The 22257-nt window shown below is 55.7% G+C and carries 20 protein-coding genes and 1 pseudogene; 11 read left to right on the top strand and 10 right to left on the bottom strand.

Going from position 1 to position 22257, the window contains the following annotated elements; all coding sequences use genetic code 11:
* Nucleotides 1–223 precede the first annotated feature (223 nt).
* The 7 genes from PGR29_RS16750 to dnaA all read right to left on the bottom strand — a co-directional run bounded on the left by PGR29_RS16750 (nucleotide 224) and on the right by dnaA (nucleotide 9714).
* Nucleotides 224–1372 (bottom strand): BamA/TamA family outer membrane protein, encoded by a 1149-nt coding sequence (locus tag PGR29_RS16750; RefSeq protein WP_410477036.1) that lies wholly within the window; start codon nucleotides 1370–1372, stop codon nucleotides 224–226.
* Entirely contained in the window at nucleotides 1369–2382 is a 1014-nt protein-coding gene (locus PGR29_RS16745; protein ID WP_316424945.1) for a hypothetical protein, read from the bottom strand. The genes PGR29_RS16750 and PGR29_RS16745 overlap by 4 nt, the downstream gene beginning before the upstream one ends.
* Before the next feature lie 156 nt (nucleotides 2383–2538).
* Nucleotides 2539–3351, bottom strand: coding sequence for a sugar-phosphatase (gene yidA / locus PGR29_RS16740; RefSeq protein ID WP_015369035.1), 813 nt, complete (start codon nucleotides 3349–3351; stop codon nucleotides 2539–2541).
* A 202-nt stretch (nucleotides 3352–3553) separates the two neighbouring features.
* Nucleotides 3554–5968, bottom strand: coding sequence for a DNA topoisomerase (ATP-hydrolyzing) subunit B (gene gyrB, locus PGR29_RS16735; protein WP_087858873.1), 2415 nt, complete (start codon nucleotides 5966–5968; stop codon nucleotides 3554–3556).
* A 28-nt stretch (nucleotides 5969–5996) separates the two neighbouring features.
* Nucleotides 5997–7070 (bottom strand): DNA replication/repair protein RecF, encoded by a 1074-nt coding sequence (gene recF / locus PGR29_RS16730; protein WP_045378107.1) that lies wholly within the window; start codon nucleotides 7068–7070, stop codon nucleotides 5997–5999.
* 138 nt (nucleotides 7071–7208) lie between these two features.
* On the bottom strand, nucleotides 7209–8309 hold the full coding sequence (dnaN, locus tag PGR29_RS16725; RefSeq protein ID WP_045378110.1) for a DNA polymerase III subunit beta: 1101 nt from the start codon (nucleotides 8307–8309) through the stop codon (nucleotides 7209–7211).
* Between the two features lie 4 nt (nucleotides 8310–8313).
* Nucleotides 8314–9714 carry a chromosomal replication initiator protein DnaA gene (dnaA, locus tag PGR29_RS16720; RefSeq protein ID WP_015703901.1) on the bottom strand — a complete coding sequence of 467 codons (1401 nt, stop codon included), beginning with the start codon at nucleotides 9712–9714 and terminating at the stop codon, nucleotides 8314–8316.
* 351 nt (nucleotides 9715–10065) lie between these two features.
* Here dnaA and PGR29_RS24995 point away from each other — a divergent pair.
* The 10 genes and pseudogenes from PGR29_RS24995 to PGR29_RS16675 all read left to right on the top strand — a co-directional run.
* Nucleotides 10066–10116, top strand: a pseudogene (locus tag PGR29_RS24995) (hypothetical protein); the annotation flags it as partial.
* Nucleotides 10117–10333: 217 nt separating this feature from the next.
* Nucleotides 10334–10474 (top strand): 50S ribosomal protein L34, encoded by a 141-nt coding sequence (gene rpmH, locus PGR29_RS16715; protein ID WP_015369029.1) that lies wholly within the window; start codon nucleotides 10334–10336, stop codon nucleotides 10472–10474.
* A 15-nt stretch (nucleotides 10475–10489) separates the two neighbouring features.
* Nucleotides 10490–10849 (top strand): ribonuclease P protein component, encoded by a 360-nt coding sequence (gene rnpA / locus PGR29_RS16710; RefSeq protein WP_015703902.1) that lies wholly within the window; start codon nucleotides 10490–10492, stop codon nucleotides 10847–10849.
* Complete coding sequence (gene yidD / locus PGR29_RS16705) at nucleotides 10813–11070, top strand: membrane protein insertion efficiency factor YidD (protein ID WP_015703903.1); 258 nt, start codon at nucleotides 10813–10815, stop codon at nucleotides 11068–11070. The genes rnpA and yidD overlap by 37 nt, the downstream gene beginning before the upstream one ends.
* 2 nt (nucleotides 11071–11072) lie before the next feature.
* The gene (gene yidC / locus PGR29_RS16700; RefSeq protein ID WP_015369027.1) at nucleotides 11073–12719 is read left to right on the top strand and encodes a membrane protein insertase YidC; all 1647 of its coding nucleotides are present in this window, start codon (nucleotides 11073–11075) and stop codon (nucleotides 12717–12719) included.
* A 140-nt stretch (nucleotides 12720–12859) separates the two neighbouring features.
* Nucleotides 12860–14224, top strand: coding sequence for a tRNA uridine-5-carboxymethylaminomethyl(34) synthesis GTPase MnmE (gene mnmE / locus PGR29_RS16695; protein WP_087858872.1), 1365 nt, complete (start codon nucleotides 12860–12862; stop codon nucleotides 14222–14224).
* 196 nt (nucleotides 14225–14420) lie between these two features.
* Nucleotides 14421–15605, top strand: a complete 1185-nt coding sequence (locus tag PGR29_RS16690; protein ID WP_047065769.1) for an MFS transporter — start codon at nucleotides 14421–14423, stop codon at nucleotides 15603–15605.
* Nucleotides 15574–16533, top strand: a complete 960-nt coding sequence (yidZ, locus tag PGR29_RS16685) for an HTH-type transcriptional regulator YidZ (RefSeq protein ID WP_063414963.1) — start codon at nucleotides 15574–15576, stop codon at nucleotides 16531–16533. Before PGR29_RS16690 ends, yidZ begins: the two co-directional genes overlap by 32 nt.
* 309 nt (nucleotides 16534–16842) lie before the next feature.
* Nucleotides 16843–17427, top strand: coding sequence for a 4'-phosphopantetheinyl transferase family protein (locus tag PGR29_RS16680; protein WP_183269086.1), 585 nt, complete (start codon nucleotides 16843–16845; stop codon nucleotides 17425–17427).
* Between the two features lie 37 nt (nucleotides 17428–17464).
* Nucleotides 17465–18031 carry an NADPH-dependent FMN reductase gene (locus PGR29_RS16675; protein ID WP_045378124.1) on the top strand — a complete coding sequence of 189 codons (567 nt, stop codon included), beginning with the start codon at nucleotides 17465–17467 and terminating at the stop codon, nucleotides 18029–18031.
* A gap of 45 nt (nucleotides 18032–18076) precedes the next feature.
* Here PGR29_RS16675 and PGR29_RS16670 read toward each other — a convergent pair whose 3' ends face one another.
* Nucleotides 18077–19414, bottom strand: a complete 1338-nt coding sequence (locus PGR29_RS16670; protein WP_015369021.1) for an NCS2 family permease — start codon at nucleotides 19412–19414, stop codon at nucleotides 18077–18079.
* A gap of 170 nt (nucleotides 19415–19584) precedes the next feature.
* Between PGR29_RS16670 and yieH the strand changes: the two genes are divergently transcribed.
* A complete protein-coding gene (yieH, locus tag PGR29_RS16665) occupies nucleotides 19585–20250 on the top strand; it encodes a 6-phosphogluconate phosphatase (protein WP_015369020.1) in 666 nt (221 codons plus the stop codon).
* A gap of 69 nt (nucleotides 20251–20319) precedes the next feature.
* Here yieH and PGR29_RS16660 read toward each other — a convergent pair whose 3' ends face one another.
* Together PGR29_RS16660 and PGR29_RS16655 are read right to left on the bottom strand one after the other, a co-directional pair.
* Nucleotides 20320–21039 carry a glucosamine-6-phosphate deaminase gene (locus PGR29_RS16660; protein ID WP_316424936.1) on the bottom strand — a complete coding sequence of 240 codons (720 nt, stop codon included), beginning with the start codon at nucleotides 21037–21039 and terminating at the stop codon, nucleotides 20320–20322.
* 49 nt (nucleotides 21040–21088) lie between these two features.
* On the bottom strand, nucleotides 21089–22255 hold the full coding sequence (locus PGR29_RS16655) for an alpha/beta hydrolase-fold protein (RefSeq protein ID WP_087858867.1): 1167 nt from the start codon (nucleotides 22253–22255) through the stop codon (nucleotides 21089–21091).
* Between the last annotated feature and the right edge of the window lie 2 nt (nucleotides 22256–22257).

The raw sequence follows: 22257 nt of genomic DNA, 5'->3' as shown, positions 1-22257 counted from the left end.
TATGCTCTATGTGTACTGCTCTACTTTACCGTCGCTGTCGAATTTCGCCTCACTTTTGTACTACTAGCGTGATGTCAGTCGTCGTCGCCATGAGCACAATGTAGTACAACATGATTGTGTTGTACTACAATTTAGATCACAAAAAGAACAACCCATAAAAATAAAAATGCCTGTGGCCACGGCAGATGGCGCCGTCAAAGCAGGAAAGGAGGGTAAATAAGAGTTAGAACGCTTCGCCGACCTGGAAGTAAAAGCCGCTGCTGCCCTTACCGATACCGTAGTCGAGGCGAATATTAACGCGAGGTTTGAATTCAAAGCGGTAGCCGACGCCCGCCGAAGGTAGCCAGCGCCCATCATTCAGAGAATCAATGGATGGCCCCATGGTGCCCGCGCCGACCCAGGCAACAACGCCGTGTCGCCACGTCAACTGACGACGGTATTCCAGCTGAGAGCTGACCACGTTTTTATCGCGGTAGCGCCCCTGGTAGTAGCCGCGCATACGTTCATCGCTGCCGAGCAGCGGCATCATGCTCCACGGCACATCGCCCTGGGTGAAGGTGCCATCCGCTTCCCAGGCCAGCACGCTTTTATCGCTCAGGGCCTGATAGCGGCTATAGTGCAGGCGAAACTCATCAAAACGCGTATCGCTGCCGAGTCCCGGCGCATAATGGGTATAGCGAAAATCGGCGTACTGGCCCTTGCGTGGGTTGGGAACAAAATCGCGATCGTCCCAGTTGATATCAATACTGGCGCCGGAGCTGAATACCGACGGCCCCTGTGGGGTGTTTTCTATTTTCGGCAGATCGTCATGGTCCATCTCATCGGCATTTTGCGCCGCCAGCGACCACCCCGCCCCCAGGTAGACATTATCGACGAGCTGCCGGTAGACCATCGGGCGCAGAGTCAGCACCTGGGCGGTATATTTTTCTTTCTCATTGTCTTTGTCGCCGGCGTGAAAACCCTGTCCCCAGTAGTAAGTCGGCGTGTTGGCCATCGAGCCTTCAACAAATACCCGCCACAAATCGTTGTCGAAAAAAGCATAGTTTTTAACGCTGAGGCCAAACGCGCCGGTGGAGCTAACGTAGCCGCTAAGCGTCAGCGTGGAATTCTGGCTGATGGTGTCATTTGGGTCCGGGCGATACATGCCCACAACGGCCGTACCCAATCCAAGCCCCAGCTCCGGCGTATAAAATGGCCCTGGCATGACGCCCCAGTCGATGCCTTTGCTGGCGTCGAACTTGTCGCTGGCGCCAAGGTTTTGCAACCAGCCGTCGATTTTTTCGCGGCTGAGCGCCCGTGCCTGCGCCTGCGCCTGCGCCTGCCCAATAACAAGGCATGTTAGCAGCAGGATGGCGCTAAACAGTCGTCTCAAAAGCGATACTCGCCGGCGATAAAGAAACTGTTACGTTCGGCAAAACCAAACTCCGTAGTGATATTAAAGTTCCGGGTCATCTCATACTGCGCGCCCACCAGCACGTTCCACGGCGACTGTAGATGCTGTTTCACATCAAAGCGACCGTTACCGTTCTTGTTAGCCAGATTGACCATGTTTTGCAGCATCGTCGACGGCATCGACAGATCGTTCAGGCTGCCCTTAAATTCCTGCTGCACATCCTGATACATGCTGCCAACCCAGATATTCAGCTTCCCGTTGGGCAGATGCAGCGCATCTACCGACGGCGTATTGAAACGATAGCCCAAACGCGGCGAAAAGGTAAAAGCATCAATGCTGCCGTCGAGAATATCAAAACGCGTCTGCGTATAGTTGGCGTCTAATACCGTGAACCAGTTGCCGACGCCGCCCACCAGCGTGGTGCCAACGCCGTAAGTCGTGCCTTTAAAATCAAGGCGAAAATCAAGATCCTGCATACCTGGCATGGGCACTACTTTACCATTCGGCCCTTTCAGACCGACGGCGATTTGCGAGATTGAATGGCCTTTAGTATGTCCAACCAGGCCATAGACGTTCATAAACGGCAGCAGCCAGGCATCCAGCTTAAGGGTCTCGGTTTTACTGCTTTCCCGCGTATTACCGACGCCAATCTGGAAGGCGTTATCCAGTGAAAAATTACCTAACGATAAACCGGTAAAATTAATGCTATCGACATTAATATTTTGCCGCATATCCATATAGTTAACGCTGACGCCAAACGGCAGCGGCAGGACGTAGCCGTGCTTTCTGGCTTCATCGCCTAAAAAAGGCAAGACCGACGTCGATTCCGGCGCCGCGACCTGGCTATTGTCAGGCGCGGGCAGATCCGCCGGTTCGCTACCGTGCCAGGCGTATACGGGTTCAAGTTGAGTCGTTGGTTCTGCGGCCGCGCAGGCCTGAAAAGAGAGAAAAGGCAGCGCAACCAACATCAAAAAGTGATTTTTATTCATAGGAAATATGATGTTAGTTCTTAAGAACAGAATTCATAAAATGGGGCGGGTAGCTTATAGAATCCCCTGCGCTGATTAAGGGATTTAAATGCGGATTAACATCTATTCATGAAAAAAGAGAAGACAGGTCCGGAGAATTCCGGGCCTGGAATGCACTTAGGCTAAAACGTATTTTTCAATGGCGAAGGCAACGCCATCTTCAAGGTTCGATTTAGTGACGAAATTCGCCGCTTCTTTCACCGTCGGGATGGCGTTATCCATCGCCACGCCGACGCCGGCGAATTCAATCATCGCGATATCATTTTCCTGATCGCCAATCGCCATAATTTCTTCCGGCTTGATGCCCAGCGTATCGGCCAGCGACTTCACGCCGGTGCCTTTATTGACGCGTTTATCGAGGATTTCGAGGAAGTACGGCGCACTTTTCAGCACGGTATACTTCTCTTTCACTTCCGCCGGAATACGGGCGATGGCCCGATCGAGAACGGCAGGCTCATCGATCATCATCACCTTCAGCAGCTGAATATTACGGTCCATCTTTTCTGCTTCGCAGAATACCAGCGGAATGGTCGCCACGTAGGATTCATGCACCGTGTAGTAGCTGATATCGCGGTTCGCGGTATAAAGCGTATTACGATCGAGCGCGTGGAAGTGCGAGCCAACGTCGCGAGAGAGTTGCTCAAGGAAGCGATAATCATCGTAGCTTAACGCCGTTTGCGCCACGGTGCTGCCGTCGCTGGCTTTCTGAACCAGCGCGCCGTTATAGGTGATGCAGTAGTCGCCCGGCTGTTCCATGTGCAGCTCTTTCAGGTAGCTATGGACACCAGCGTAGGGGCGGCCGGTCGTCAGCACCACGTTAACGCCGCGGGCGCGCGCTGCCGCGATGGCGGTTTTCACCGCCGGAGAAATGGTATGGTCAGGCAGCAACAGCGTGCCGTCCATATCAATTGCAATCAGTTTAATAGCCATGGGATCCCCGGGTAAGATGAGTCTTCACTCATGCTAACGCGATTCCGCTCAAAAAACAGCTCTCGCAGCGGGAGAAAACGAGGATGGATTGCGCAGGCGGATTCCCCTTTTGCCGCAAAAGAAAAACCCGGCAGCGCAACGCGTACCGGGTTTAGCAAAACCGTAGCCCCGATAGACATCATGTCACCGGGGAAATACAGGCTTAGATATCGATGTTCGCCGCTTTCAGGGCGTTCTCTTCGATAAAGGCGCGACGCGGTTCAACGGCATCGCCCATCAGGGTGGTGAACAGCTGGTCGGCGGCAATCGCATCCTTCACGGTGACGCGCAGCATGCGGCGGCTGTCCGGATCCATGGTGGTTTCCCACAGCTGATCCGGGTTCATCTCGCCCAGTCCTTTATAACGCTGGATAGAGAGGCCGCGACGCGACTCTTTAACCAGCCAGTCGAGCGCCTGTTCGAAGCTGGCTACCGGCTGGCGGCGCTCGCCGCGTTCGATAAACGCGTCGTCTTCGATAAGCCCGCGCAGCTTCTCGCCGAGGGTGCAGATACGGCGGTATTCCGCGCCGGTGATGAACTCGTTATCCAGCGGGTAGTCGGTATCGACGCCGTGGGTACGCACGCGCACGATCGGCTCGAACTGCTGCAGCTCGCTGTTTTCACGAACATCAAACTTCCACTGGCTGCCGTGCTGCTCTTTTTCGTTCAGCTCGCTGATCAGCTGGTTAATCCAGCGGGTGACGGTCTGCTCGTTGCTCAGATCGGCTTCGGCCAGCGTCGGCTGATAGATAAGCTCTTTGAGCATCGCTTTCGGGAAACGGCGCTCCATGCGGCCAATCATTTTCTGCGTCGCGTTGTACTCGGCCACCAGTTTTTCCAGTGACTCGCCGGCTAAGGCCGGTGCGCTGGCGTTGGTGTGCAGGGTCGCGCCGTCGAGCGCGATGGAGATCTGGTACTGATCCATCGCTTCGTCGTCTTTAATGTACTGTTCCTGCTTGCCTTTCTTCACTTTGTACAGCGGCGGCTGAGCAATGTAAACGTGGCCGCGTTCCACGATTTCCGGCATCTGACGATAGAAGAAGGTCAACAGCAGGGTACGAATGTGCGAGCCGTCGACGTCCGCATCGGTCATGATGATGATGCTGTGATAACGCAGTTTATCCGGGTTGTACTCATCGCGGCCGATGCCGCAGCCCAGCGCGGTGATAAGCGTGGCCACTTCCTGAGAAGAGAGCATTTTATCGAAGCGGGCTTTCTCGACGTTAAGGATTTTACCCTTCAGCGGCAGGATAGCCTGGTTCTTACGGTTACGGCCCTGTTTAGCAGAGCCGCCCGCGGAGTCCCCTTCCACGAGGTACAGTTCAGACAGCGCCGGGTCGCGTTCCTGGCAATCCGCCAGTTTGCCCGGCAGGCCTGCCAGGTCAAGCGCGCCTTTACGACGGGTCATTTCACGGGCGCGACGCGCGGCTTCACGCGCACGCGCGGCGTCGATAATTTTGCCGACCACGATCTTCGCATCGGACGGGTTTTCCAGCAGGTATTCGCTCAGCAGTTCGTTCATCTGCTGCTCAACCGCCGATTTCACCTCAGAGGAGACCAGCTTGTCTTTGGTCTGAGAGGAGAACTTCGGATCCGGCACCTTCACGGAAACCACGGCAATCAGGCCTTCACGCGCATCGTCGCCGGTGGCGCTGACTTTCGCTTTTTTGCTGTAGCCTTCTTTATCCATGTAGGCGTTCAGGGTACGGGTCATCGCCGCGCGGAAGCCCGCCAGGTGAGTACCGCCGTCACGCTGCGGAATGTTGTTGGTAAAGCAGTAGATGTTTTCCTGGAAACCGTCGTTCCACTGCAGCGCCACTTCAACGCCGATACCGTCTTTTTCGGTGGAGAAATAGAAGATATTCGGGTGGATCGGCGTTTTGTTCTTGTTGAGATACTCAACAAACGCCTTGATGCCGCCTTCGTAGTGGAAATGGTCTTCTTTGCCGTCGCGCTTATCGCGCAGGCGGATAGAGACCCCGGAGTTCAGGAACGACAGCTCGCGCAGACGTTTCGCCAGGATTTCGTATTCGAATTCAGTGACGTTGGTGAAGGTTTCCAGGCTTGGCCAGAAACGCACCATGGTACCGGTGCTTTCTGTTTCGCCGGTTACCGCCAGCGGCGCCTGCGGCACGCCGTGCTCATAAATTTGTTTGTGGACTTTGTTATCGCGTTGGATAACCAGCTCCAGCTTCTGCGACAGGGCGTTAACCACCGAGACGCCTACGCCGTGTAGACCGCCGGACACTTTATAGGAATTATCATCGAATTTACCGCCGGCGTGCAGGACGGTCATGATAACTTCCGCCGCGGAGACGCCCTCTTCCGGGTGAATGCCGGTTGGGATGCCGCGACCGTCATCCTGTACGGAGACGGAGTTATCGCTGTGGATAGTAACAACGATGTCTTTACAGTAACCTGCGAGCGCTTCGTCGATAGCGTTATCCACAACCTCGAATACCATGTGGTGCAGACCGGTGCCGTCATCCGTGTCGCCGATATACATACCCGGGCGCTTACGCACCGCATCCAGCCCTTTCAGGACTTTGATACTGGAGGAGTCATAAGAATTCGACATCAACGTTTCTCGCTCATTTAATCTTGGGTTAATCCGTTATTTTACCCTTTTCCACGGTGAACATCTTCGAATTTTTGTCCGACATGTCCATTACGTGTTCAGCGCTGATGGCGCTGACGAAAACCTGCGATTGCGTGGCTTTTAAGCGGCTGGCAAGCAGCCCGCGCCGGGCATCGTCAAGCTCCGAGGCAAAATCATCTATCAGGTACAGGCAGCGCCGCCCGCTTTCGCGGGTCAGGAACTCGCCCTGCGCCAGTCGTAGGGCGCACATCAGCAGCTTAAGCTGCCCGCGCGACAAGGTGTCTTCCACCGGCGCCCCATCGGCGCGAATGCGAAAATCCGCTTTATGCGGGCCGTGGGCGGTGTAGGTTAACATTCTGTCGCGTTCGAAATTCCGCTCCAGCACCTCGGCGTAGTCCGTTTCTTTTTCCCAGCCGCGCTGGAAAGAGAAGGTGAGGGTGAATTCCGGTAAAAATTGCTGACAGGTATCCGCCATGTCTTCGACAATAGCGGCGCTGTATTCGGCACGCCAGCGGCTGATTTGTTCCGCCAGCGGAATTAATTCCAGATCCCACGGCCGCAGTTGCGCATAACGGCTCACCTGGCGCAGCGCGGCGTTGCGCTGTTTCAGCAGGCGCTTCAGGTTGCTCCAGGCGGTGAAGAATCCGGCTTCGTTATGAAAGCATCCCCAATCAATGAACGCTCTTCTGTATTTGGGGCCGCCGTTGAGTAAAGTAAACCCCTCCGGCGTGATTAGCTGCATCGGCATCAGGTGCGCCAGTTCCGCCACCTTGTGGCCGTCGGTGCCGTCGATACGCACCTTGCTGTCGCCCTGTTTGTCTTTGGTCAGGCCAATGGCGGTTTCGCGCTCTTCGCCCTGTAAACGCCCGTGAAGGACAAACGAATCCTGCTCGTGACGAATCACCCGGCCAATTTGCAAACTGCGAAACGCCCGGCCGTGGCCGAGCGTATAGATAGCTTCCAGCACGCTGGTTTTGCCGCTGCCGTTTGCGCCAACCAGGAAGTTAAAGCTGGGGGATAAAGCGAGATCCGCATTTTCAATATTGCGGAAATCTTTGATTAAGAGTCGGGATAGCGACATATCAGCTCATAACCAGGGCGTTATCGGCGCAGTTAGTCTGGTTTCGGCCAGCGCGCAGCAACCGGAGCGTACTAAAGTACGTGAGGATTGCGAGCACTGCCCGGAGCCAGAATAACAAGCAAGATAGCCCGATATTTTCTACAGCCGCATAGGCATGACAACATAGGCGGCGGATTGTGAAGCCGCATCCTCAATCTGCACGCTCGATACGGAATCCGTCAGCAGTATGCGCACATTCTCGCATTTCAGCGCATTGAGCACATCCAGCACATAGCTAACGTTGAAGCCAATCTCCATCTCCGTTCCGGCGTAGGTCACGTCAAGGATCTCTTCCGCCTCTTCCTGTTCCGGGTTGTTAGCGGTGATTTTCAACTGGTTCTCGCTGACGTACAGCCGCACGCCGCGGAATTTCTCATTCGAGAGGATTGCCGCGCGGGCGAAAGCCTGCTTGAGAATGTCGCAGCCGGCATCAAGGTGTTTATCCGGGTTTTTCGGCAATACGCGGCGATAGTCCGGGAAACGGCCATCAACCAGCTTCGAGGTGAAGATAAAATCGCCGACGTGAGCGCGGATATTGTTGCTGCCGATCTGCACGCGCAGCGGCGTATCGCCGCCGTCGAGCATACGCATCAGCTCAATCACCCCTTTACGCGGCACGATCACCGAATGGTTTGGCAGCGACTCTTCCAGCGGCATTGAACAAACCGCCAGACGGTGGCCGTCGGTGGCGACGGTGCGCAGTTCGCTACCTTCGGTTTCAAACAGCATGCCGTTTAAGTAGTAACGAACGTCCTGGTGCGCCATCGAAAACTGGGTGGCTTCAATCAGGCGCTTCATCGTCGCCTGCGGCAGGGTAAATTCCACTTCGCTCTGCCAGTCGTCGAGATTCGGGAAATCGGCGGCAGGCAGGGTCGACAGCGAGAAGCGGCTGCGGCCGGAGCGCACCAGCATACGGTCGCCTTCAAGCTGCACGGCGATCTCCGCGCCTTCAGGCAGGCCGCGGCAGATATCAAAGAATTTACGCGCCGGAACGGTGGTGGCGCCCGCTTCGTGCGGCTGAATCAGCGACACGCGCGCGACCATTTCCATTTCCAGATCGGTACCGGTTAGCGACAGCGTGCCGTCCGCGACCTGAAGCAGCAGGTTACCGAGAATCGGCAGCGTCGGACGACCACCTAACGGACCGCTCACCTGTTGCAGCGGTTTTAATAAATGTTCACGTTCTACGGTAAATTTCATAGCGTCACGAGGATAATGTTCTGATTAAATTGGAAAAATCTTCTTTAATATCGTGGCTTTCTTCACGCAACTGCTCAATCTTACGGCAGGCGTGCAGCACGGTGGTATGGTCGCGGCCGCCAAACGCATCGCCGATTTCCGGCAGGCTGTGGTTGGTCAGCTCTTTGGCCAGCGCCATCGCCATCTGGCGTGGGCGCGCCACCGAACGGGAGCGGCGTTTGGACAGCAGGTCCGCTACCTTAATCTTGTAATACTCCGCCACCGTCTTTTGAATATTGTCGATGGTGACTAATTTTTCCTGCAGCGCCAGTAAATCGCGCAGCGCTTCGCGCACGAAATCAATAGTGATAGCCCGGCCGGTAAAGTTGGCGTTAGCAATGACGCGGTTCAGCGCCCCTTCCAGCTCACGCACATTCGAACGCAGACGCTTGGCGATAAAGAACGCGACTTCGCCCGGCAGGCGGATGTCGTTTTCATCGGCTTTTTTCATCAGGATCGCAACACGGGTTTCCAGTTCAGGCGGCTCGATCGCCACCGTCAGGCCCCAGCCAAAGCGCGATTTCAGACGATCCTCTACGCCGTTGATCTCTTTTGGATAACGATCCGAAGTGAGGATGATCTGCTGATTACCTTCCAGCAAGGCGTTGAAGGTGTGGAAGAACTCTTCCTGTGAACGCTCTTTATTGGCGAAGAACTGAATATCATCGATCAGCAGGGCGTCAACGGAGCGGTAATAGCGTTTAAATTCTTCGATGGCGTTGTTCTGCAGGGCTTTAACCATGTCCTGCACGAAACGCTCGGAGTGCATATAAACCACTTTAGCATTTGGCTTACGCGCCACAATGCCGTTGCCGACGGCGTGTAACAGGTGGGTTTTCCCCAGACCGGTGCCGCCATAAAGGAACAGCGGGTTATACGCGCCGCCAGGGTTATCGGCCACCTGACGCGCCGCCGCGCGTGCCAGCTGGTTAGATTTACCTTCGACGAAGTTATCAAACGTATGCTTGACGTTGACGTTGGAACGGTAGGTTGGCTCTGCCGGCGCCGGAACGTTATCCCAGCCCTGACGGGCGACAGCCGGCGCGACGCGCGCGGTTTGCACCTGAGCGGCCGGGATCGCCGTGGCGACGTTGGCCGTCCCCTGGTGGGACGGCGCCGCAGGCTTCGCGCCCACTTCAAAGCGCAGTTGTGGGGCGTCCGCGCCACAAAAGTCATTGAGGAGCCCATTGATATTATTAAGGTATTTGTCCCTTACCCAATCGAGCACAAAACGGTTTGGCGCATACAGTGCCAGCGTGTTATCGCTCAGTTCCGCCTGCAATGGGCGGATCCACATGCTGAATTCTGTGGCTGGTAACTCATCCTGCAATCGGGCAAGACACTGCTGCCAAAGCGAAAGTGACACGGCGGACTCCACTCGAACATAAAATCGATATAAAAGAAAAACTGAAACAATCGTGATTGTTGGCACACGTCGCAAGACCCTGCATAAGCCGAAAAAGCCCCTGCGCAAAAGGGGTGACGTGCGAACCGCTATTTGCGGTTTTACCCGGGACGGATCCGTGGATCGCGATCGGGACCGGGGATCATAGCCTAAACTGAGAAAGAGATCTTGTGTTTCTCAACAGATTCTTCCCGATTTATCCACAGGAGGATCGAAACCGGGTAAGTGTAATCGATCCTGGCGAGAGTGCGGCACGATTTCGCCCGCATATTGGAAAAATTAATGAGCTATGCCGGTTTTGGATAGAATTGATCTAACAAAGATCCTTTACGATCCTTGCGCTTTACCCGCCAGGCCGTATAATCCCCCACCCGGCGCGTAACGCCCGTTTTCGCAACTCGTCTCAGCTTATTTTTTGTGCGGCAAGGTGCGAGAAATAAGGAAAGAGAATTGACTCCGGAGTGTACAATTATTACAATCCGGCCTCTTTAATCACCCACGCTGAGGCGTAAGTCGTTCGAAGTTCGTTCGGGTCTACGCAAAAGTCAGTGAATTTATTCAAGTTTAGGTAGAAATCGCCATGAAACGCACTTTTCAACCGTCTGTACTGAAGCGCAACCGTTCTCACGGCTTCCGTGCTCGTATGGCTAATAAAAATGGTCGTCAGGTTCTGGCACGTCGTCGTGCTAAAGGCCGCGCTCGTCTGACCGTTTCCAAGTAATAAAGCTAACCCTGCGTGGTTAAGCTAGCATTTCCCAGGGAGTTACGTTTGTTAACTCCCAGTCATTTCACTTTCGTCTTCCAGCAGCCACAACGGGCTGGCACGCCGCAAATCACCATCCTCGGCCGCCTGAATTCGCTGGGGCATCCCCGCATCGGTCTTACCGTCGCCAAGAAAAACGTTAAGCGCGCGCATGAACGCAATCGGATTAAACGTCTGACGCGTGAAAGCTTCCGTTTACGTCAACATGAACTCCCGCCAATGGATTTCGTGGTGGTGGCAAAGAAAGGGGTTGCCGACCTCGATAACCGTGCTCTCTCGGAAGCGTTGGAAAAATTATGGCGCCGCCATTGTCGCCTGGCTCGCGGGTCCTGATAGGCCTTATCAGGGTCTATCAGCGCCTGATTAGTCCGCTACTCGGGCCGCACTGTCGTTTCACGCCAACCTGTTCTCAATACGGAATTGAGGCATTGCGCAGGTTTGGAGTGATAAAAGGCAGTTGGTTGACGGTGAAACGCGTATTAAAATGCCACCCTTTACACCCTGGTGGTGACGACCCCGTCCCGCCTGGACCATTTGATACCAGAGAACACTAACGATGGATTCGCAACGCAATCTTCTTATCATCGCTTTGTTGTTCGTGTCTTTCATGATCTGGCAAGCCTGGGAGCAGGACAAAAATCCGCAAACCCAGCAGCAGACCACGCAGACTACGACCACAGCAGCGGGTAGCGCCGCAGACCAGGGCGTACCGGCCAGTGGCCAGGGGAAACTGATTACGGTTAAAACTGATGTGCTTGATCTGACCATCAACACCAGCGGTGGTGATGTTGAGCAAGCGCTGCTTCCGGCTTACCCGAAAGCGCTGAAATCTACTGAACCGTTCCAGTTACTGGAAACCACGCCACAGTTTATCTATCAGGCACAGAGCGGCTTAACCGGTCGTGACGGCCCGGATAACCCGGCTAACGGCCCGCGTCCGCTGTATAACGCTGATAAAGATGCGTATGTACTGGCAGACGGCCAGAACGAAATCGTTATTCCGCTGACCTACACCGACAAAGCGGGCAACGTCTTCACCAAAACCTTCACCCTGAAACGCGGTGATTATGCGGTGAACGTTGGCTACAACGTGAAAAACGTCGGCGAAAAACCGCTGGAGATCTCCTCCTTCGGTCAGCTGAAGCAAACAGCAGCGCTGCCATCGAGCCGCGATACGCAAACCGGCGGTCTGTCTACCATGCACACCTTCCGTGGCGCGGCGTACTCCACTGCTGATTCGAAATACGAAAAATATAAATTCGATACTATCGTCGACAACGAAAACCTGAACGTCAGCACCAAAGACGGTTGGGTGGCGATGTTGCAGCAGTACTTCACCACCGCGTGGGTTCCGCATAACAACGGCACCAACAACTTCTATACCGCTAACCTCGGTAATGGCGTTGTCGCTATCGGCTACAAATCGCAGCCGGTACTGGTGCAGCCAGGTCAAACCGACAAGCTGGAAAGCGTGCTGTGGGTCGGCCCGGCTCTGCAGGATAAAATGGCTGCCGTCGCGCCGCACCTGGATCTGACCGTCGACTACGGCTGGTTGTGGTTCATCTCCCAACCGCTGTTTAAGCTGCTGAAATTCATCCACGGCTTCCTCGGCAACTGGGGCTTCTCGATTATCGTCATCACCTTTATCGTTCGTGGCATCATGTACCCGCTGACTAAAGCGCAGTACACCTCCATGGCGAAGATGCGTATGCTGCAGCCGAAGATTCAGGCAATGCGCGAGCGTCTGGGCGACGATAAACAACGTCAAAGCCAGGAAATGATGGCGCTGTATAAAGCAGAAAAAGTTAACCCGCTGGGTGGCTGCTTCCCGCTGATTATTCAGATGCCAATCTTCCTTGCGCTGTACTACATGCTGAGCGCCTCGGTTGAACTGCGTCATGCGCCGTTTATCCTGTGGATCCACGACCTGTCCGCGCAAGACCCGTACTACATCCTGCCGATCATCATGGGCGCGACCATGTTCTTCATCCAGAAGATGTCGCCGACCACCGTGACCGACCCGATGCAGCAGAAGATCATGACCTTTATGCCGGTCATCTTCACGGTGTTCTTCCTGTGGTTCCCGTCTGGTCTGGTGGTGTACTACATCGTCAGCAACCTGGTAACCATTATTCAGCAGCAGCTGATTTACCGTGGTCTGGAGAAGCGTGGCCTGCATAGCCGCGAGAAGAAAAAATCCTGATTCGGTGTAGGCCGGATAAGGCGAAGCCGCCATCCGGCAATGCGCGCCGGGTTGCCTGATGGCGCTAACGCTTATCAGGCCTACAATCAAAAGGCGGTCGAATGACCGCCTTTTTTTATTGCGATTTGAAGAGACATATCATGAGCCATAACGACACTATCGTCGCCCAGGCAACCCCACCGGGACGCGGGGGTGTGGGCATCCTGCGTATCTCCGGCCTTAAGGCGCGCGACGTCGCGCAGGCGGTACTCGGCAAGCTGCCGAAGCCGCGCTATGCCGACTATCTGCCGTTCAAAGACGCCGACGGTACGCCGCTGGATCAGGGGATTGCGCTGTGGTTTCCGGGGCCGAACTCCTTTACCGGCGAAGATGTCCTCGAACTGCAGGGCCACGGCGGCCCGGTCATTCTGGATCTGCTGCTCAAACGTATTCTGACGTTGCCCGGCGTTCGCATCGCCAATCCGGGCGAGTTTTCCGAGCGCGCGTTCCTCAACGACAAGCTCGACCTGGCGCAGGCAGAGGCCATCGCCGATCTTATCGACGCCAGCTCAGAGCAGGCGGCCCGTTCGGCGTTGAACTCCTTGCAAGGGGCCTTCTCCGCGCGTGTGAACCATCTAGTGGAAGCACTCACTCACCTGCGCATCTACGTGGAAGCGGCGATTGATTTCCCGGATGAAGAAATTGATTTCCTCTCCGACGGTAAAATTGAAGCCCAACTGAACGACGTGATCGCCGATCTCGATGCCGTCCGGGCCGAAGCCCGTCAGGGCAGCCTGCTGCGTGAAGGGATGAAAGTGGTGATCGCCGGGCGGCCAAACGCCGGTAAATCCAGCCTGCTCAACGCGCTGGCCGGACGAGAAGCGGCGATCGTCACCGATATCGCCGGCACCACCCGCGACGTACTGCGCGAACATATTCACATCGACGGTATGCCGCTGCATATCATCGATACCGCAGGCCTGCGTGACGCCAGTGATGAAGTGGAGCGAATCGGCATTGAACGCGCCTGGCAGGAAATTGAACAGGCGGATCGGGTGCTGTTTATGGTCGACGGCACCACCACCAGCGCCGTTGACCCGGCGGAGATCTGGCCGGACTTTATCGAGCGCCTGCCCGCTAAGCTGCCGATTACCGTGGTGCGTAATAAAGCCGACGTCACCGGCGAAGCGCTGGGGCTCAGCGAAGTAAATGGCCACTCACTGATCCGCCTGTCGGCGCGTACCGGTGAAGGGGTCGAGGTGCTACGCAACCACCTTAAGCAGAGCATGGGCTTCGATACCAACATGGAAGGCGGTTTCCTCGCCCGTCGTCGCCACCTGCAGGCGCTGGAAGCGGCGGCGAACCATCTGCAGCAGGGCAAGGCCCAGCTGCTGGGCGCGTGGGCCGGGGAGCTGCTGGCGGAGGAGCTGCGTCTGTCGCAACAGGCATTAAGCGAAATCACCGGCGAATTTACCTCTGACGACCTGCTGGGCCGCATCTTCTCCAGTTTCTGTATCGGTAAGTAAGCGTTACTGGTAAGCATCTACTAACCCGCCATAACGTTCTGTTATGGCGGTTTTTTTATTTAATGTCCCTAATCACATCAACTCTGTGAAGCAATCACCTGTTTTTCCTTTCAGGAAAAGAGTGTTGTCCAAATGGCAACTCGTACTCCCTGGCGCTAGCCACTATGCTGTACGCCATTCTTATTGCGAGGGTCCTATGGCACGCTTTCTTATCTGCAGTTTCGCTTTGGTACTGCTCTATCCATCCGGCATTGATATGTATCTGGTCGGCCTACCGCGCATCGCCCAGGATCTTGGCGCCAGCGAGGCGCAGCTGCATATCGCCTTCTCGGTCTATTTAGCCGGTATGGCTACCGCGATGCTTTTTGCCGGGCGGGCGGCGGATAAATCCGGGCGTAAACCGGTCGCGATTTTCGGCGCCATCACCTTCATACTGGCCTCGCTACTGTGCTCGCAGGCGCATAACAGCACGCATTTCCTGATCGGCCGCTTTATCCAGGGGATCGGCGCGGGAAGCTGCTACGTCGTCGCTTTTGCCGTTCTGCGCGATACGCTGGACGAGCGCCGCCGCGCCAAGGTACTGTCGCTGCTTAATGGCATTACCTGCATCATTCCCGTTCTCGCGCCGGTACTTGGCCATCTGATCATGTTGAAATATCCGTGGCAGAGCCTGTTCTACACCATGACAGGCATGGGGGTGATGGTAGGGTTATTGTCGGTGTTTATGCTGCGCGAGACGCGCCCGACAACGCATCCGCAGGCAGGCGCACAGCATAATGCCACTGCTGAATCGCTGCTAAACCGGTTTTTCCTTAGCCGCATAGTCATTACGACTCTCAGCGTCACCGCAATTCTGACCTACGTGAACGTCTCTCCGGTGCTGATGATGGAAGAGATGGGTTTCGACCGCGGAACTTATTCAATGGCGATGGCGCTGATGGCGATGGTCAGCATGGCCGTGTCGTTCTCCACGCCGTTCGCCCTGACGCTGTTTAAACCACGCACCCTGATGCTGACCTCGCAGACGTTGTTCCTTGTCGCTGGCGTGGTATTGAGCCTCGCCGCCAGCCAGCCCATCACCATGCTGGGATTAGGCATGATCTGCGCGGGTTTCTCGGTCGGCTTTGGCGTCGCGATGAGCCAGGCGCTAGGGCCTTTCACGCTGCGCGCGGGCGTCGCCAGTTCCGCCCTCGGTATCGCTCAGGTCTGTGGTTCTTCGCTGTGGATTTGGCTGGCTGCTATCATCGGGCTGAGCGCCATGAATATGCTGATCGGGATACTCATTGCCTGTAGCATAGTCAGTATTGTTCTGATACTGGTCGTCTCGCCGGCGCGCGCGACGCAAGATAATGAAGAAATCCCTGTCGAGTCTCGATCTTAATCTCCTGCTGTGCCTGCAGCTTCTGACCCAGGAGCGCAGCGTCACCCGCACGGCGAAACGGATGAACGTTTCGCCGTCGGCGGTGAGTAAATCATTGGCCAAGCTACGCGCCTGGTTTGACGATCCGCTATTTGTTAAAACCCCACTAGGGCTGGCGCCAACGCCGTTAATGAGCAGCATGGAGCAGGATCTCGCCGACTGGATGCAGATGGGCAATCAGATCCTCGATAAACCGCACCACACCATGCCAAGCGGCCTGAAGTTCGAGCTGGCGGCGGAATCGCCGCTGCTGATGATCCTGTTCAACACCCTCTCCCAGCAAATTTATCAACGTTATCCACAGGCGCTGATCCGTTTACGCAACTGGGATTACGACTCGCTGGATGCCATTATTCGCGGCGAGGTTGATATCGGTTTTTGCGGCCGGGAAACCCATCCCCGTTCGCGCGAACAGCTGAGCCTGCTGCCGTGGTATATCGATTTTGATATCCTGTTTAGCGACCTGCCGCAGGTGTGGCTGCGCGCCGATCATCCGGCGCTTAATGAAGAGTGGAACCTGGCGGCTTTCCTGCGCTATCCGCACATCAATATCTGCTGGGAACAGAGCGATACCTGGGCGCTGGATGATGTATTACATGATCTGGGCTACAAGCGCACCGTCGCGCTAACCTTACCCGGCTTTGAACAGTCATTGTTTATGGCGGCGCAGCCGAATCACACCATGATAGCCACCGCGCCACGCTATTGTCAGCACTATAATCAGCAACACCATCTGCCGCTGGTATCGCGCCCGCTGCCGCTGGAGCCGCAGCTGCTGGAAAAAATGCGCGTGCCGTTCACCCTGCTGTGGCATAAGCGTAATAGCTATAATCCAAAGATCGTATGGCTCAGAGAGACCCTTAAACAGCTCTATTCCAATACGCTGTAGGGAAATTGCCCATCATCCTCACGTTGTTGCGCAAGAAATTGTAAAAGTCAGACATTATCCCTTCTCAAGGAAGAATTTCCGCATTAAAACCTGCTCATTGTGAGCGATAATATCATTCACAATTTTTATCTCTGACCATTAATCACGGAGCGACGAATGGCAACGCATTTTGCAAGAGGGATACTCAACACCAGGGAGCCGCTATCGACGCGTTTGTCGGCGGCATGTCATCAATCCGCACGTAACCTACCCGAATACCGACAGAGCCGCTATCGCGCCTCGCGTTCGCTGCTCGCTGAACTGCTTTTCATGCTTTATGGTATCGGCGAGCTGCCGGAAATCATCAGCGAACCCAGTGGACGGCCCGTATTTCGCGATCCCCACCTTCCCCGCTTTTCCATCTCTTATGCCGGGAATATCGTCGGCGTAGCGCTGACGACCGAAGGTGACTGCGGTCTCGATATGGAACTGCAGCACGCCTCGCGTGGCGTCCATCCTCTGCATGCCGCGGATCGCTATGTCTTCAATAGCAATGAGAATTTATGGATTAACATCCAGCACGATCCGGATGAAGCCCGCGCTCAACTGGTGGCGCTGCGCCGAAGCGTGCTGAAGCTCACCGGTGAAGCCCCCGTGCGAGTACAACTGCTGCCGGGGTCTGGTCGCCTGCGTACCGCTGGCACCCAATCGATTGAAGCCATCTGCGATGCTGAGACGCTGCTGGTGTGGTCAATCGCCGTCACCCCGAATATCGGGCCGCTGAAGGTCTGGGAATTTGATAGTAAAGAGGGCTGGCGCTGCCTGCCTGATGCGCAAACGCGCGCCAAAGAGACTGACGCGCGCCTGATGCGCTTTACCAGCTTACCGGTAGAAAAAGTATTCTCCCTCAACTGACCGGTTTAGCCGGCCATCATGATGCAAAGGAGCACTCATGTCTGATACGTTGAAAGTTGTTACGTTACTCGGAAGTCTGCGCAAAGGTTCTTTTAATGCCATGGTTGCGCGCACGCTGCCAGGCATTGCGCCTGCGGGCATGGAAATCTCCGCGCTGCCGTCGATCGGCGATATTCCGCTGTACGATGCCGATATCCAACAGGAAGAGGGGTTCCCGCAGAGCGTGCAGGAGATCGCGAAACAAATCCGCGAAGCGGACGGCGTGGTGATCGTTACCCCGGAATATAACTACTCGGTACCCGGCGGCCTGAAGAACGCCATCGACTGGCTCTCACGTCTGCCGGAACAGCCGCTGGCCGGTAAGCCGGTGCTGATCCAGACCAGCTCAATGGGCGCTATCGGCGGGGCGCGTTGTCAGTATCATCTGCGCCAGATTCTGGTCTTCCTCGATGCGATGGTGATGAACAAGCCGGAGTTTATGGGCGGCGTGATTCAGAACAAAGTCGATCCGCAGGCAGGGGAAGTGGTCGATCAGAGCACGCTGGACCATCTGCGCGGCCAATTGACCGCCTTTGGCGATTATATTCAGCGGGTTAAAGCATAAAAAAAGCCCGGCAGCGATGCCGGGCTTTCTCATCATGTGTGCGGATCAATGCGCATCGATAAAGACAATTTTCAGCACGAACAGCAGCGAAACGATAATCACGCACGGGCTGAGTTCACGCAGACGGCCGGTACCAATCTTCATCACGCAGTAGGAAATAAAGCCCAGGGCGATACCTTCGGTAATCGAGAAGCTGAACGGCATCATCACCGCGGTGATAAACGCCGGTACCGCTTCCGTCAGGTCATCCCACTTCACGCGCGCCAGACTTGAGGTCATCAGCACGCCAACGTAAATCAGCGCCCCGGCGGCAGCATAGGCCGGAACCATCCCCGCCAGCGGCGACAGGAAGATGACCAGCAGGAACAGGATACCCACGACAACGGCGGTCAGGCCGGTACGCCCGCCAACGGAAACGCCGGAGGAGGATTCGATATAGGCCGTAACCGAAGAGGTGCCAATAAAGGAGCCGGCGACGGACGACACGCTATCGACAAACAGCGCCTGCTTCATGCGCGGGAATTTACCCTGCGCATCCGCCAGCCCGGCTTTATCGGTGACGCCAATCAGGGTGCCGGAGGAGTCGAACAGGTTAACCAGCATGAACGAGAAGATCACGCCCGCCAGGCCAAGGTTCAGCGAACCGGCCAGATCGACCTGACCCACAACCGAGGTTACGCTCGGCGGCGCGGAGACGATGCCGGTGTAGTGCACATCGCCGAGCATCCAGCCCAACAGGGTGGTAACGACGATAGAGACCAGAACGGCGGCATGAATATTACGCGATGCCAGGATAGCGATAATAAAGAACCCGAGAACGCCCAGCAGCACGCTATGGGAAGTCAGGTTGCCAATGCTGACCAACGTGTCCTGGTTCGCCACGATAACGCCAGCGTTCTTCAGGCCCATCATGCCGATAAACAGCCCGATACCGCTGGTGATCCCGACGCGCAGGCTCACCGGGATATTGGCAATCATCCAGTAGCGTACGCGGAAGAGGGTCAGCAGCAGCAGGCCGACGGCGCCCCAGAAAATCGCGCCCATTCCCACCTGCCACGGCAGGCCCATCGCCTGAACCACCACGAAGGCAAAGAAGGCATTCAGACCCATCGCTGGCGCCAGCGCCACCGGCAGATTCGCGAACAGCCCCATCAGGATGCTGCCGAAGGCCGCGATCAGACAGGTGGTCACAAAGACAGCGCTGGTATCCATACCCGCCACGCCAAGAATTTGTGGGTTCACGAAGACGATGTAGACCATCGTCAGGAACGTGGTGAAACCGGCGATCGCTTCAGTGCGCACCGTGGTGCCGTGCTCGCGCAGTTTAAATACGCGCTCCAGCAGACCCTGGCCAGAAGACTGGCTGGTTGGTTGTTGACTCATTATCGGTTTCCGAACGTAAAGGAGGGAAAATTCGAGGCTATCCTATACCAAATTACGGCACCAGGCGCGGTTGTATGGTAATTTTTTTCATTTATTTTGCTTATACGGCAACGATTGCGTCGCGGCATTGAGCATTACGAAAACGTTAAACTTGTTAAACTGGAAAAAGTATGACCCAACCACAAGCAGTATTTTTCGATTGTGACGGCACGCTGGTCGATAGCGAGGTGATTTGCTCACGCGCCTATGTTCACATGTTTCAGGAATTCGGTATTACGCTGGATTTAGCCGAAATTTTTAAGCGCTTCAAGGGCGTTAAGCTGTACGAGATTATCGACACCATCAACGCTGAATATGGCGTTAACCTGCAGAAAGAGACTCTGGAGCCGGTGTATCGCGCCGAAGTCGCCCGTCTGTTCGATAGCGAGCTGGAGATCATCCCCGGCGCCGCTGCGTTGCTGGACGCGGTGAAGATCCCCATGTGCGTGGTGTCGAATGGCCCGGTCAGTAAAATGCAGCATTCGCTCGGTAGAACGCAGATGCTGCACCACTTCCCAGACCGGCTGTACAGCGGTTACGACATTCAGCGCTGGAAACCCGACCCGGCGCTGATGTTCCATGCGGCAGAGGCCATGCAGGTACAAGTCGAAAACTGTATTCTGGTCGATGATTCCAGCGCGGGAGCCCAATCAGGAATTGCCGCGGGTATGGAAGTCTTTTACTTCTGCGCCGACCCGCACAACCAACCGATCGATCATCCGAAAGTAACGACCTTTACCGATTTAGCTGAGCTGCCGGCATTGTGGAGAGCGCGTGGCTGGGATATTACTCGTTAAGACCCGACGTCACTACGCTCGGTCGGGCTACGGTTGGTCACAACGGTAGCCCCGCTGGCCAGCGGCTTTTTAGTGCTGCAATTCCGCCGCAGCCGCTTTATCCGCAATAATCACCAACGAAGGGTGCAACTTGAGTACAGAGGCCGGCACCAGTTCGCTGACCGGGCCTTCCACCACCTGCTTTAGCGCTTGCGCCTTTGCCGCGCCGCTGACAATCAGCAGCAGGTTTTTTGCCGCCATCACGCTTTTCGGCCCCATGGTGACATAGCTATCCGGCACCACGTTGAAATCGCCCCCCATCTCACCATTCGCGACAATGCCAATCAGCTCCCCCTGAATCGGTACTTCAACCGTCTCATCATGAAAGCGCGTGGTGTTCGGCAGGTTGCCGCAAAAATGGCCGTCGGCGCCCAGCCCCAGCACGACCAGGTCAAGACCGCCGGCCTCTTCGAGGCGGCGATCGTGTTGAGCCGCGTTCTCCAGCGTCAATTTATGGATGTTGTCTTCTTTGATTTGCGCTGGAGTAAAAAACAGCTTGCGCAGGTTGGAAATCGTCACCCCTTCACGCTGCTGGCCGCGAAAAGGAATCTCATCAAAGTTGTAATAGTGAACCCGATCATAGAATGATTTCCCTTTGATGGCGGCGGTCAAATGCTCATACATACGCTTCGGCGTACTCCCCGCCGTCACCGCCAGATTCATCCGTCGCGGCACCGTGATATAGCCTAAAAGATGATGGCAGGCGACCAGGCTCATCTCTTCATAATCTTCCGTCACAATCAATTTCATCTCATCTTCCTTTACTGGTTGAGACAGGGGGCACCATGCCCCCTGACGGTTATTTAAAGAGCTTTTGCACAAACTCGGCATAGGCCGGACGCCAGACGTCCATTTCATGATTCAGACCGGGATAAGAGTGGTAATCAAATTTGATCTTCTGCTTTTCCAGTTCGCTTTTCAGGCCGGCAATATCTTTGCCAGTGACGGCGTCTTTTTCGCCAACCACCAGCGTAAAGTTACGCAGTTGCTTATTGATGGCGTCAGGATTATTCAACTGCGCCTCCACGCCAGCATCGGGAACCGTGGTTGTCGTAACCCCGCTAAAGGTGGCAAGCCACCCGAAGCTCTCAAGATGGTTCATCCCGGACAGCAGCGCCTGGTAACCGCCCTGTGACAGCCCTGCCAGCGCCCGGCCGTCGGCATCTTTACGCACGTTAAATCGGGAATCGATCAGCGGAATGATGTCGTGCATCAATTCGTTGTCTGCGGCTTTCGCATTGAGTGGATAGAAGTTTTTACGCCGCTCCTGCGGCGGGAAGTTTTCCGCGATCGCTTGTGGAATATCGGTTTCGGTATCCGGCACCACCACCAGCATCGGCTTGATTTTGCCCTCCGCCAGCAGGTTATCCATCATTTGCGGGATGCGCCCCTGGTCGATGGCCGACAGGCCGCTATCGCCAAAACCGTGGTAGAAATAGAGCACCGGCAACGGTTCGCCGCTGCCGTTATAGCCCGGCGGCGTCCAGACATAGATGCGGCGCTCTGACTTAAGCGCCGTCGAATGGTAGGTGACGGTACGCAGATCGCCGTGCGGGACTGCCCGATCGTCAAGAATGCTGCCGGGCACCAGGATCAGGCTGGTATTCACCTGGCGCTGCGGTTTCTGGTAGCGGCTGCCGGTATCGACGGAACGAAAACCATCCACATCGAAGTAGTACTCATAAAGATTGGCGGCCAGGCGATCGCTTTTCCACGTCCATACGCCCTGGGTGTCTTTGGTCATGTCATGAGAGACAAAGGTATCCGGCGTCGACCCCGTGACGACGGAAACGCGCCTGGCATCGGGGGCAAATAACCGGAAAGTCACGCTGTTATCCGTATTCACCTGAGTAATATACTGGCTGACAGGAATAGCGGCATCAGGCATCGTCGGCAGCGGTGCGGCGTGCGCCGTAAATGTGGCGCCAGCCAGCGCCAGGGCGAAGTAAATTGCATGTCGTTTCATTT

The sequence above is a fragment of the Klebsiella sp. 141203 genome (genome assembly GCF_032601985.1).
GTDB lineage: Bacteria > Pseudomonadota > Gammaproteobacteria > Enterobacterales > Enterobacteriaceae > Klebsiella > Klebsiella aerogenes.
The sequence above is the reverse complement of the archived record's forward strand: the minus strand, read 5'-3'. Positions and strand labels throughout refer to the sequence as shown.